This window comes from Mesorhizobium sp. M4B.F.Ca.ET.017.02.2.1, from assembly GCF_003998955.1.
Lineage (GTDB): Bacteria > Pseudomonadota > Alphaproteobacteria > Rhizobiales > Rhizobiaceae > Mesorhizobium > Mesorhizobium abyssinicae.
In genome coordinates this window covers 1-12,393 of the sequence record NZ_RZOF01000182.1, presented here as the reverse complement: position 1 = coordinate 12,393, position 12,393 = coordinate 1, and the positions used below count along the sequence as shown (strand labels likewise).

Here is a 12,393-nt window from a genome sequence, read left to right as displayed (position 1 = left end):
GTCAGGATGGCCGCCAGTTCATCGGCGTTGGCGACCATCAGATCGTGCCATTTGCGCAAGATCGCGGCGCGCTCCTTGGCGGGGCGCGCCGCCCAGGCCGGCTGCGCGGCATGGGCGGCGGTGATCGCATCCCGCGTCTCGGTGGCACCCATGTCGGGCAGCGACGCCAGCACCTCGCCGGTTGCCGGGTTCAGCACGTCGAAGGTCCGGGTCGCGCCGCCCGCGGTCCAGACGCCGTCGATGTAGCCGGTGTCGCGCAGGAAGCGCGACGAGAAGGAAACATGCTTGGTCAACGCGGTCGTGAAGGCCATGTGATCTGCTCCGGAAAATGGACGGGGGCTCCGGCTAGTTGCCGGCGCTTGCTTCGAGGATCGCGCTCTCCAGAATGTCGAGCGCCTCGCCGAAGACGCTGTCCTGGATGGTGATCGGGGCGAGGAAGCGGATGACGTTGCCATGCACGCCGCAGGTCAGCAGGATCAGGCCCTTATCGAGCGCGATCAGCCGCACCTTGTTGGCGAACTCGGCGCTCGGCAGCTTCGTCGTCCTGTCGTTGAACTCGACCGCGTTCATGAAGCCCGGACCGCGGATATCGACGATCTGCGGCGCCTTCTCGCGCAGCGATTCCAGGCGCTGCTTGAGCCGGTTGCCGAGCTGGTTGGCGCGGCCGCAGAGATCCTCGTCCTCGATGACGTCGAGCACGGCATGGGCGGCCGCGACGCCGATCGGGCTGCCGCCATAGGTGCCGCCCAGCCCGCCCGGTCCCGGTGCGTCCATGATTTCCGCACGGCCGGTGACGGCGGCGAGTGGGAAACCGCCGGCGAGGCTCTTGGCCATGGTCACCAGGTCGGGCGCCACGGCATGATGATCCATCGCGAACATCTTGCCGGTGCGGGCAAAGCCAGTCTGCACCTCATCGGCGATCAGCAGGATGCCGTGCTGGTCGCACAGTTCGCGCAGCGCTTTCATCAGCGACGCCGGAGCCGGATAGAAGCCACCCTCGCCCTGCACCGGCTCGATGATGATCGCGGCGACGCGCTGCGGATCGACATCGGCGGCAAACAGCTTCTTCAGCGCCGCCAGCGACTGTTCGGAAGTCACGCCATGGAGATCGATCGGAAACGGCACGTGGAAGACATCGCCCGGCATCGCGCCGAAGCCGACCTTGTAGGGCACGACCTTGCCAGTCAGCGCCATGCCCATGAAGGTGCGGCCATGGAAGCCGCCGCCGAAGGCGATGACAGCGGAGCGGCCGGTCGCGGCGCGAGCGATCTTGACGGCGTTCTCGACAGCTTCGGCGCCGGTCGTGACGAAGATCGTCTTCTTGGCGAAATCGCCCGGCGTCAGCGTGTTGAGCCGCTCGGCCAGGCGCACATAGCTTTCATAGGGAACGACCTGGTGGCAGGTGTGGGTGAAATGATCGAGCTGATCCTTCACCGCCGCGATCACGCGCGGATGGCGATGGCCGGTGTTGAGCACGGCGATGCCGGCGGCGAAATCGATGTAGCGGCGGCCCTCCTTGTCCCAGATTTCCGCGTTCTCGGCGCGCTCGGCATAGATCTGCGTGGTCATGCCGACGCCGCGGGAAATCGCTGCATTCTTGCGGTCTGTGAGGGTGGTCGCGGCCATCATGCGCTCCTGCGCTCTGGGGTGGGATTTGATATCTTGCATAATTTCTGCAAGGCATATACAAACTTCCTACATTTTTTCTGCAAGAATGCAAGCGGTGTTTTCGGCTTCAAACCGCCGCCGTTTTCGGCGATGGTCCTGAACAGGGCTGAGAGACAAACCAACCGGGAATATTCGGCTCATGAGCAATGCCACGCCGGTACGCTACAAGGTGGCGGAGGCGGCGAAATCGGCCGGCGTCTCTGCCTCGACGCTGCGCCTCTGGGAAAGCCAGGGCCTCGTGGTGCCGGGACGGTCGGAGACCGGCCACCGGCAATACAGCGCCGAGGATGTGGCGCGGCTGCAGAAGATCGCCTGGTATCGGACCGAGCGCGGCCTCAACCCGGCGGCCATCCGCGAGGCGCTGGAAAGCGAGGCGCCGTCCGACAGTCCCGACGCCACGGATGCGTCCGACCTCGGCCGCAGGCTGCGCAGCCTTCGCCACGGCGCCGGCAAGACGCTGGACCAGATTGCCGCCGATATCGGCATTGCCGCCTCCACCCTCTCCACGCTGGAGCGGACATCCCAGGGCGTCAGCTTCAAGACCCTGCACGACCTGGCGCAGTATTACGGCACCACCGTTTCACGCCTTTCCGGCGAGGAGCGGGACGACGTGCCGGCGCTCGTGCGCGCCGGCGCCTGGCGCGCATGGCCGGAAACCACGCCGGGCGTGACGGTGCAGCTTCTCGCCGAGGGCCGCACGATGATGGACTGCCACCGTTTCGTCCTGGCGCCGGGCGCCGCCAGCGAAGGCGCCTACCGCCACGAAGGCGAGGAATTCATGCACGTGCTGTCCGGACGCCTGGAACTGGTGCTCGATGCCGACCAGTTCTTCGATCTCGGCCCGGGCGATTCCTTGTATTTCGAGAGCCGCCGCTACCACTCCTGGCGCAATCGCCACGACGGCGAAACCGTCCTGCTCTGGATCAACACCCCGCCGACCTTCTGACCGTGACGGGTCGTCCCATCGGCCGCCCGGACTCCTGAAAAACGGCAGGACTTTGGGCACCGCCACCACTCCCCGGAGATCGACTCGGCGGCGAGTTTTTGCCCTCTCATACCACCTCGATACACGCCTTGGATGAAACAAGGAATCCGGTCGTTGCAGATAGTTTTAGTAAAAATTGACGAGTTAACTAACGATTAACGAATTGCTTAACTTTCTGCGGGTTTTACCTAGAATATTCGAAGGTGGAATACTTCTCGAATGCGCAGGGCAATGGAACAGTCACAGGGAGATTTTGAGGGGTCTGCGTCCGGTGCCGCCGCGCGGCGGGAAGCAGCGTCCCTTCCGGAAGGCCTTTCGACCTTTCCGACCGTTTTGATCGGCGGGCTGCCGATCACTGTGATCGACAGGCAGGACGCGGCCCATCTGATGGTCGCGGCGGCGCGGGGACACCTTTCCGGCAGCCGCCCCTATTATTTCACCTCTGCCAATGGGGACGTCATCGCCCAGACGCGCGTCAATGCGGAAACCGCCGGACTCTTTCGCGAAGCCGACCAGATCTTCGCCGACGGTCAGCCGCTTGTTTTCGCCTCGCGCCTGTTGTGCAGGGTCCAATTGCCGGAACGCGTCGCCACGACCGACCTTTTTCACGATGTGGCCACGCTCGCCGAGCGCGAGGGCACTACATTCTACCTGCTCGGCTCGACGGAGGCCGAGAACCGCAGCGCCGTCGCCGGAATGAGGGCCAGATATCCCGGCCTTCGCATCGTCGGCAATTGCCACGGTTACCTCGCCGGCGAAGCGCTTGAGAAGAAGCTCGACGAGATCAACGCGCTCGCGCCCGACATATTGTGGCTCGGCCTCGGCGTTCCGCGCGAGCAGATCTTCGTGCGCGACTTTGCCTCGCGGCTTTCGAATGTCGGCGTCATCAAGACGTCGGGCGGGCTTTTCGACCATCTTGCCGGCAAAGTGCGGCGGGCGCCGCTCTGGGTGCAGAAGGCAGGCTTCGAATGGCTGTGGCGCGTGCTGATGGAGCCGCGCCGGCTTTTCTGGCGCTATTTCACAACCAGCCCCCAGGCCATCTACGCCATCTTGAGGTATTCCAAATGACCGCCGATCAGTCCCGCCCTCCGCTGCCGGCGGGCATCGATACGGAGATCGTCATCGTCGGCGGCGGGTTGTCCGGCACGCTTGCGGCCAACGTGCTCGGCCGCGCCGGCTATCAGGTCACGCTGATCGATCGCTATGCCGTCTTCCCCCGGGAATTCCGCGTCGAGAAGATCGCCGGCGACCAGATCGAAAAGTTGCGTCGGATCGGCTTGCTCGACAGGCTCGCCGGCGCGGCCGTCGCATTCGATGAGATCGTCAACATCCGCAAGGGGCGCCTTCTCGACCGCACGCACGCGCGCCACTACGGCATCTTCTACGACGATCTTGTCAACGCCATGCGGGCGGCATTGCCCGAGAACGTCCGCTTCATCGCCGGCCGGGTCAACGCTCTGGAGGCAGGCGCCGAGCGCCAGCGCGTGTCGATCCTCGGACAGGGCGACGTCACCGCCAGGCTGCTCGTGCTGGCCACCGGTATGGGCGACATCCTGAAGCGCGACCTCGGCATCGAACGCAGGTTCGTCCACCAGCGGCAGTCGCTGACCTTCGGCTTCAACCTTCGCCCGGCGGGAGCGGGCGCCTTCAGGCATTCCGCGCTCACCTACTATGGCGAGCGGACCTCGGACGGCATCGACTATCTCAACCTGTTCCCGGCCGCCGACGTCACGCGCGCCAATCTGTTTGTCTTCAGGGATCATCGCGACCCCTGGGTGAAGACGCTGCGCGAACAGCCGAAGGAAACGCTGATCGACACGCTGCCGGGGCTGGTCAAGGCATTCGGCGATTTCGAGGTGATGGATAAGGTCGAGAGTTGGCTGACCGACATCACCGTCGCCGAGAATTGCGTGAAGGACGGCGTCGTCCTGATCGGCGACGCCTATCAGACATCCTGTCCGGCCGCGGGAACAGGCGTCAGCCGTCTGCTCACCGACGTCGAGCGCCTGTGCAAGGCGCATGTGCCGCAATGGCTGGCCTCCCCCGGCATGGCGGCCGCGAAAATCGCGGCCTTCTACGGCGATCCCGCGAAGCTGGCGATGGATGCGCACGGATTGCAGCTGGCGGATTTCCGCCGCCGCCTGACCATCGAGAACGATCTGCGCTGGCGCGCGCGCCGGCATCTCCACTTCAGCCGCCGCCGCATCATGCATGGGATCAACAGGCTGAGCCCCGGTTTCGCCGCAAGGCTGCGCGGCCTCAAGAGGCCGAGGCTCGAAGCAGCGACCTAGAGCGGGCTGATCTCCACACCGGAAGCCGCTCCAACATCCATCCCAGGCGCCACGCGCTTCAGGTTTTTCGAACCTCGGGACTGAACTCCTCGTCCACGGGAACCGGCGCCGCGATCGCGCGATCGGGCGCGGCCTTCTTGCCGTGCAGCACGCGCCGCGCCAGCGCCTTCGCCGCCGGCAGTTTCTCCACCGTCAGATGCGCCGCGTAGCCGAGCGGGCTTCCCGCCCGGAATATCTGCCACATCGGCGACGGGCGGCCGCCGAAGATGCGCTTGTAGGGCTCGTCGCCGATGGTGAAGTCGAGGGAGTGGTCGCCGCGCTCGATGCAATCGCGCGCGATCTGTTCGAACAGCAGGCTGCCGATCGACTGCTTCCTGTAGCCGGCTTCGTCGAAGCCGCCGAGGATGACGAGAAGCGAGCCATTATGCGCAAGCCCAAGCGCGCCGGCGATCGCCCTGTCGTTCATCCAGAACGTGTAGGTGCGCGCGAAACCGCCACATCCTTCCGCCGCCACGGCAAGATAGAAGTCGAAATAGGACGGCTGCTGCAGCAGGTCGGCGGGGCCGTTGCTGCCGTCGAAGCGCTTGCCGCGATAGACCTTGAGCGCGTCGAATGTGGTACGGATGGTGTCGATCGTCTCGGCGCACTTGAAGCGCGCCTCCCCCAACCGGCCGAGCTGCCGGGATTTCTTGTCGAGTTCCTTGCGGTAGGACTGGTCGAGCTGATGCTCGCGCCAGGCGGAAAATGTCGGCTCCAGCTTGCTGGAATAGGCGCTCATGCCCATGCTTTCGCGCTTCTCAATGCCGAACAGGCGCTCCATGGCGAGCGAGCGATCCGCCAGCTTGCCGATGCGCAGCAGATCATAGGGCCGCAGGAGCCTGCGGATCGAGGCGACGACGCGGCTGTCCGCCAGGATGCGCGACAAGGTCTCCTCGTCGGTGACCGGCGACACATAGTCGGAAACGCGCATGTCGGCGAATTCCACGACTTTAAGCAGCGTATACCGGCGCCTGACCAGCGGCAGGACCATGGCGAGCTTGCCGCCCGGCCGGCTGCGCACGACGATGATCAGCGGTGTGGCGGAGCTTTGCCGGACGATCCGCTCATAGAGCTGCGCCAGCCATATCGGGTGCTGAAAGGCCGTCGCCGCCGAGCTGGCGAACAGCTCGGCATATTCCGTCGAGCGGAAGTCGAAGGAATCCTCGGCAGTGACTTCAAACATATGTATCCGAACCGGCAGACTGCGGCCCGATCTATCGACGACGTCTTGCGTTCCGCGTCAAGGCAAATCGCAGGAAAGTTAGAAACTTGGTATATGCAAGAGTTGGGACGCCGGTTGCAAATCTGTCATGCATTCGGCGCTCGGCAGGATCGGGCCGAGGCAGTCGAGATTTATTTTTCCCCAAATCACGCATCCGGATTTCAAGTGTAACCGCAAGGTAAGCTTTTTCAGCCAAGTGATTTCTTTTCGAGTGTCTGCGGCCCGAGCACCAATACAACCGCGAACGGGAATGACATGGTCTCGATCGACGTGATTGTTCCGCAATCCGCCCCTCGCCGATGGCAAGAGCTCGTCATCGAGCGGCTTCGGGCCGACGGTCATGACGTGGCCGTGCTGCATCAGGCCGAAGCGGCCGCCTGGCCGGCTGCGGCAAAGCTCGCCTTTGCCTTCGAGCAGCGCCTGTTTCGACGCAAAGCGCCCGGCCTCGGCGCTCCGCTGGACAGGATCGAGGCACGATCCGGCGGCCGGCCCGCCGCGTTGAGACTTGACCTTGCCGGCAATGCGGCGCCGTCGGATGTCCCGACGATTGGCCTTCTGTTTGACGGATCGAATTCCGACCTGTCGGCGGCTACAGCGGTCGCTGCAGGCAGGCTGCCGGTCATCGAGGCCATCCTCGACGGAAAGACGGTTGTGGGCCGGGCTCGGCCGATGGTGGACAAGCGGGAATCGGCGGCGCTCGGCACCGAGGATGTGCTGGCCCGCGCCGGGACCCTGGTCGTCTCGATCGCCCGGGCATTCGCCGAAGGCCGGCCTTTTCAGGCAGAAGGAACGCCTGACGCCCAGGGTCGAAAAGGCGCGACGGCGTTTGGCTTTGCATCCGCCTATCTGTCCTCCGCGCTGCCGCGGCTCGGCCGGGAGGCCATAAGGCGCGTCGGCTACCGCCATGCGCATTGGCGCGTCGGCTACCGCTTCACCGATGCGCCCGACGTGGCGGACACAGGCCGGCTCGGAACCGGCTGGTCGGTCCTGCCGGATCCGGGCGACCATTTCTACGCCGACCCTTTTCCGTTCGAGTGGCGGGGCCGGTCATTCCTGTTCGTCGAGGATTACCCTCATGCGACCGGTAAGGCGGTCATCTCAGTCGTGCCGTTCGATGCGAGCGGCACACCCGAAACGCCGAGGGTCGTGCTGGAGGAGCCGCACCACCTCTCCTACCCGCAGGTGTTCGAGCGTGACGGCGCGATCTGGATGCTTCCGGAGGCCAGCGCCAGCGGCAGGCTCACCCTTTATCGCGCCACGGGCTTCCCGGACCGCTGGGCCGCCGAGACGGTGCTGGTCGAAGGCGAGATCTCCGACGCGACGCTGCTCGAGCATGGCGGGCAACTTTGGCTGTTCGCGACCGATCGCGACGGTTACGGCAGCACGTCCGACGCGCTGGTAGTTTTCAGCGCTCCGGCGCTCTCCGGCCCGTGGACCCCGCATCCCATGAACCCTGTCCTGATCGACCTTCGTATGGCACGCCCAGGCGGAGCTTTCGTTCGCAACCGGGAGGGCCGTATCCTGCTTCCGGTTCAGGACGGAACGCTCGGCTACGGCGGCGGGCTTGGCCTGTCGGAATTGCTGGACCTCGACCGGCGGACGGTGCGGCTTTCGCAGCCTCGGCCGATAGACCCGGAAGGCGATTGGCCATACCCGAAGATCCACACCCTCAACCGCGCGGGCCGGCTGGAAGTGATCGACGGGATCGCGGCGGCGCGAAAGCGTTCAGGGAAGCAGTAGCGCCTCGTAGCCCGCGCACATCCTCGCCGGCGAGTACTTGTCCCTCAGTCGCCGTCCCGCCGCGGAGAGCCTGGCCATCAGTTCCGGCCTGGCGAGCATCTCCGCAAGCCCCCCGGCCATGCCGTCGGCATCGGCGTTGACGAAGATCGCCGCCGCTTCGCCGTCCTCGGCCGTCAGCACCTCGCGCATCACTTCAAGGTCGTTCGATACCACCGGCAGACCGGAAATCGCCGCTTCGACGCAGGCAAGGCCAAAGGTCTCGGTCGTCGATGGAAACGCATAGGCATCGCCCGCAGCGAGGAATTCGAAAATGCGCGCCGTAGGAACCTCGCCGACCAGATGCAGCCGGTCCGCCAGGCCCCTGCTTCCGGCAAAGTCGACGAGCGCGTCCCGCTCCGGTCCGACGCCGGCAAGCGCCACATGGACATCGGGAAGCCGCTCGAGCACCCCAACCAGCGCGATCTGGTTCTTCATCTGCGTCAGGCGCCCGGACGAGACGGCGAGCCAGGCATCGCGGGGCAAGCCGAAGGCGGCGCGTGCCGCCGCCTTGTCGAAATCATCAGCTGGTGCGGGAACGCCGTGATCGATGCGCCGGATCCGCCGCCGATAGGCTTGCGGATAGCGATCGAACTGCGCTTGCGTCCAGGCCGAGTTGACGACATTCGCCTGGTAGAGGCCGAGCACCCCCATCAGTCTGTCGATCCGCGAGAGCAGGCCCATCACCCCTTTGGTCTGCGGCGCACCGCTCTGGTTGGCGACGATGTGCCGGACACCGGCCAGCCGGGCGCCGATCGTGCCGAAGATGTTGCCGTAGTGCTGGTAGGAGATGACCGCATCCGGCCGCGCCGCGCGCAGATAGGCAGCAAGGCCGATGGCCGCGCGGACCTGTCCCGGCAATCCTTTCGGGGGTTCGGCAAGGACGAAATCCGCGTGCGGATCGCCATCGAAGGCGTCCGTCTTCCTGTACATGAAAACGGTGCGCACATCGTGCCCGCGAGCCCGCAAGCCTTCACCCACCATGTCGGAAATGCGTTGCGCGCCGGCCGCTTCGGCCTGGGTCTGGACCTGGATGATCCTCACATACGCCCCTTCAGCGCCACGCGGGCGGCGAGCGCCGGCCTTCCCATAGTGAAGCCGAAGACCGATGGATCGATGCCTATTCTACGCTTGGCGATCGACACGGCAATGGCGGTCCAGGCGATGACCGTGCCGGCGATGCTGACAGCCGCGCCGATGGGGCCGAAGAAGTAGGTCGTCACGGCGGTGGCGCCGAGGCCGAGCGCGTTGACGACGACCAGTACCTTGAACAGCGCATGCTGCAGGCCGGTCAGTTGCAGCAGCACCTCGATCGGGCCACAAGCCGTGCCGAACGTCGCGCCGATGCCGAAGATGACGAGCGTCGCCCGCATGGTCGGCGTGGCGTAGGCCGGATTGAACATCGACAGGATGAAGCCGCCCAGGATCCAGAATGCCGCGAGCACGCACAGCGCGATCGCGAAGCTGCCGAGCGCGGCGAGGCTGGTGATGCGCTGAACATGCGCCCTGTCGCCGCTGTAGAAGGCGCTGGAAATCTGCGGCGCAAGCGCCTGGTTGATACCGTTGAGCGCAAGCGCCACGAAACGCGTCGTTCGGTCGGCGACGAAGATCGCGCCAGCGGCCTCGGGTCCGAGGATCATGGCCACAAGCAGGGTGCTCACCTGCCCGAGCGCCGGCGGCAGCGAGGTGACGCCCCACAGGCCAAGCGTCACCGTCTTGAATTCCTGCTTCTGCCCTTCGCTCAGCGGGCCGCGTTCCGCGCGCGCCGTGTCGCGCACCAGTCGCACTGTCTGCGGAACGACCGACAGGATGAGCAGCAGGGCGGTCAGCCAGGTCGCCTCGACCGCGCTCATCTCCACGCGCATGAAATGGCAGACGAAAAGGATGCCGATCGTCGCCGCGCGCCAGATGATATCGCGCGGCAAAAGGCCGGATATCAGCGCGTTCTTGGCCCGGAAGGCGCCGGACGTGAACTCCGACCAGCCGAGCGAGAAGGACAGCACTGCGGCCGCCAGGCACAGCGAGAACCATTCCGGCGTGCCCTTGCCGATGAACGGCAGGAATCCGACCAGCAGGATCAACAGGCTGGAGCCTATGAGCCCCGCCAGCGCCACCAGAATGGCGCGCGCCATCATGCCATGGGCGGAGTTGAGATCGCCAAGCCCGGCATATTGCGGCCAGAACCTGAGCACGGTGCTCTGCTGGCCGACCGAGGCAAAGAAAGACACCAGGCTGGCGCCGGCATAGGTCGCGCTGTAGAGGCCGAACTGCCGTCCGTCCATCACCATCGCGACGGCGACGAACATCAGGAAGGACAGGCCGGCGCTGGCAAGCTTGATGACGCCGGCCACCGCGCCGCTCTTGGCGAGCGCCACGATGGGCATGCGCATGCCGGCCGCGGGGCTGGCGCTCCCGGCCACGGCGTCGCGATCGGCTTGATTCTCACTCAACGTCGGCCCCTGCAGCAATCAACTTGCCTAACCCCCGCGGCAGGCGAGCCGACGCTGAAACCTGCCCCCTGAATAAAGCAAAAGCCCGCAACCGCGCCAGCGCGAACGCTGCTCATGGTTACCGTTAGCGCGAAATGAATCGCATAAGCACCTCGGTAACCTTAACGAAAGGCTAACGTTAATCCTGAATACTGGACCGTGTAGAGTGGTGTCGGGACGCCGCGCCTCTGCAGGGGAAAGGTAATGAAGCCAGCCAGGATCGACGATCGCGCTCTTCCGCCATTGTTCGATATCGGACCGTTGTGGGCCATCCTTTGGGGGCGCCGCCTGCTGGTCTTTGCCATCACCGGCGCGGCGCTGCTTTTGGCGCTGCTCTACCTTGCCGTGACGAGCCCCAGCTACACCGCGACCGCTTCGATCCTGATCGATCCGCGCGACGCGCGCGCGACCAATTTCAACAACGTCCTACCGGGCATCGGGGCCGACAGCGCCGCCATCGCAAGCCAGGTCTTCGTCATCGAATCGCAGGACCTGCTGGGCACCGTCTTCGACAGCCTGAAGCTCCAGAACGATCCCGAGTTTTCATCCCGCGGGCCGGTATCGCGCCTCATGTCCCTGTTCGGAGGGACCTCCTCGCAGGACGCGGCATTCAAGCGTTTCCAGAAAGCGGTATCGGTCGAGCGCGAAGGGCTGACCTATGTCATCAATGTCTCCTTCACCTCGCCGTCGCCGGAGAAGGCGGCCCGCCTCGCCAACGCCATCGTCGACCGCTACAAGGCGAGCCTCGCCGGCGAGCGCGAAACCGCCAATGACGATGTGAACTCCCTTCTCAACAACAGGATCAAGGGCCTGCAGAAGGACGTCAGCGACGCCGAGCGCGCCGTCGAGGATTTCAAATCGCAGCACAGGATCGTTGATCCGACCGACGGCGGCACGCTGCAATCGCAGCTCGACCAGCTGACGACGCAGCTGATCGCCGCGCAGGGTGACGCCGACAAGGCAAAGGACAGATACAATCAGGCGCTGGCGGCAGGCACCTCCGCGGCAGGCCTCGCCAAGCTTTCGGAGATACTCTCCTCGAACGCGGCCGCCAATCTGCGCGACGATTACAATCAGCGCGCCACCGAGCTCGCCAACCTCGAAACCATGTACGGGCCGCGCCATCCGGCGATCGGACGCCTGAGATCCGAACTCGATCGCATCAACCGGCTCATGGCCGGAGAGGCGATACGCATCAGGCAGCAGCTGAAGGCCAACTACGATCTCGCCGTCCAGAATGCCGCAAAGCTGCAGGACAAGCTCGAAGCTCTGCGCCAGCAGTCGCAGGACTCCAGCCTGGCGCAGGTGCAGTTGCGGCAACTGGACTCCAGGGCCCAGGCCGCCCGCACCGTGCTCGACGACTTCCTCAAGCGCGCGCAGGAAACATCGCAGCTGCAGGGTGTCCAGACATCCGAGGCGCGCACCATAAGCGCCGCCGCGCCGCCGCTGCAGCCGACCTGGCCAAAGCCGGCCCTGCTGCTGCCGGTGAGCGTCCTTCTTGGCCTCATGGCCGGATGCGGCCTCGCGCTGACGCTGGGCCCGGTCGGCCGGCCGCAGGATGATCCGTCGATCCAACGGCGGGACGCTCCGCAGGCGGTCGATCCAGCCAAGGATGGCCCGCAGGCCAAGCCCCGATCGCTGCCCGTGCCGGCCGATTTCGGGGAATACCGCTTGCCCGGGGTCGCCGGGGGCGCGGCGCTTGCAAACATCAAGGCGATGAGGAAGTCGCTGTTCGAGACCGGCAACGAAACGCTGTCGCTGGCCGTGCTGAGGCTGATGCGGCAGATCCTCGGGCGCCTGAGCGACCACCCCAAACCCTTTGTGTTGCTGGTGTCCTCGATGCAAAGCAGCGCCGAGGCACGGCTCGCTGGCGCGATGGTCGGGATCGGCCTGCAGCGAGCCGAACAGAATGTGCTCGTGGTT

10 protein-coding genes are annotated in these 12,393 nt (G+C 65.3%); 5 read left to right on the top strand and 5 right to left on the bottom strand.

Translation table 11 applies throughout. The annotated features are described in order from the left end of the window. Both EN738_RS20680 and EN738_RS20675 read right to left on the bottom strand, forming a co-directional pair. On the bottom strand, positions 1-311 hold a 311-nt coding region (locus EN738_RS20680; protein ID WP_127285323.1), incomplete at its 3' end, for an aldehyde dehydrogenase family protein. A gap of 34 nt (positions 312-345) precedes the next feature. Next, complete coding sequence (locus EN738_RS20675) at positions 346-1,626, bottom strand: 4-aminobutyrate--2-oxoglutarate transaminase (RefSeq protein WP_127285322.1); 1,281 nt, start codon at positions 1,624-1,626, stop codon at positions 346-348. Between the two features lie 181 nt (positions 1,627-1,807). On the opposite strand from EN738_RS20675, the gene EN738_RS20670 reads away from it, so the two are divergent. The 3 genes from EN738_RS20670 (at position 1,808) to EN738_RS20660 (ending at position 4,944) form a co-directional block, all read left to right on the top strand. Then, on the top strand, positions 1,808-2,614 hold the full coding sequence (locus EN738_RS20670) for a MerR family transcriptional regulator (protein WP_127285321.1): 807 nt from the start codon (positions 1,808-1,810) through the stop codon (positions 2,612-2,614). 396 nt (positions 2,615-3,010) lie between these two features. Further along, on the top strand, positions 3,011-3,721 hold the full coding sequence (locus EN738_RS20665; protein WP_245494591.1) for a WecB/TagA/CpsF family glycosyltransferase: 711 nt from the start codon (positions 3,011-3,013) through the stop codon (positions 3,719-3,721). Next, complete coding sequence (locus EN738_RS20660) at positions 3,718-4,944, top strand: NAD(P)/FAD-dependent oxidoreductase (protein WP_127285320.1); 1,227 nt, start codon at positions 3,718-3,720, stop codon at positions 4,942-4,944. The genes EN738_RS20665 and EN738_RS20660 overlap by 4 nt, the downstream gene beginning before the upstream one ends. A 58-nt stretch (positions 4,945-5,002) precedes the next feature. On the opposite strand, the gene EN738_RS20655 is transcribed toward EN738_RS20660, so the two are convergent. Then, positions 5,003-6,166, bottom strand: a complete 1,164-nt coding sequence (locus tag EN738_RS20655; RefSeq protein WP_245494590.1) for a GNAT family N-acetyltransferase — start codon at positions 6,164-6,166, stop codon at positions 5,003-5,005. 294 nt (positions 6,167-6,460) lie between these two features. Between EN738_RS20655 and EN738_RS20650 the strand changes: the two genes are divergently transcribed. After that, positions 6,461-7,945, top strand: coding sequence for a hypothetical protein (locus tag EN738_RS20650; RefSeq protein ID WP_127285319.1), 1,485 nt, complete (start codon positions 6,461-6,463; stop codon positions 7,943-7,945). On the opposite strand, the gene EN738_RS20645 is transcribed toward EN738_RS20650, so the two are convergent. Both EN738_RS20645 and EN738_RS20640 read right to left on the bottom strand, forming a co-directional pair. Then, positions 7,931-9,025 carry a glycosyltransferase family 4 protein gene (locus tag EN738_RS20645; RefSeq protein WP_127285318.1) on the bottom strand — a complete coding sequence of 365 codons (1,095 nt, stop codon included), beginning with the start codon at positions 9,023-9,025 and terminating at the stop codon, positions 7,931-7,933. The genes EN738_RS20650 and EN738_RS20645 overlap by 15 nt on opposite strands. Beyond that, positions 9,022-10,431 (bottom strand): lipopolysaccharide biosynthesis protein, encoded by a 1,410-nt coding sequence (locus EN738_RS20640; protein WP_127285317.1) that lies wholly within the window; start codon positions 10,429-10,431, stop codon positions 9,022-9,024. Before EN738_RS20640 ends, EN738_RS20645 begins: the two co-directional genes overlap by 4 nt. Positions 10,432-10,674: 243 nt before the next feature. Between EN738_RS20640 and EN738_RS20635 the strand changes: the two genes are divergently transcribed. Continuing rightward, a partial coding sequence (locus EN738_RS20635) for a GumC family protein (protein ID WP_127285316.1) occupies positions 10,675-12,393 on the top strand: 1,719 nt, incomplete at its 3' end.

Coding starts and splice junctions, on each gene's coding strand:
- EN738_RS20675 (WP_127285322.1), bottom strand. CDS start 1,626: ATGGCCGCGACCACCCTCACAGACCGCAAGAATGCAGCGATTTCCCGC.
- EN738_RS20670 (WP_127285321.1), top strand. CDS start 1,808: ATGAGCAATGCCACGCCGGTACGCTACAAGGTGGCGGAGGCGGCGAAA.
- EN738_RS20660 (WP_127285320.1), top strand. CDS start 3,718: ATGACCGCCGATCAGTCCCGCCCTCCGCTGCCGGCGGGCATCGATACG.
- EN738_RS20655 (WP_245494590.1), bottom strand. CDS start 6,166: ATGTTTGAAGTCACTGCCGAGGATTCCTTCGACTTCCGCTCGACGGAA.
- EN738_RS20650 (WP_127285319.1), top strand. CDS start 6,461: ATGGTCTCGATCGACGTGATTGTTCCGCAATCCGCCCCTCGCCGATGG.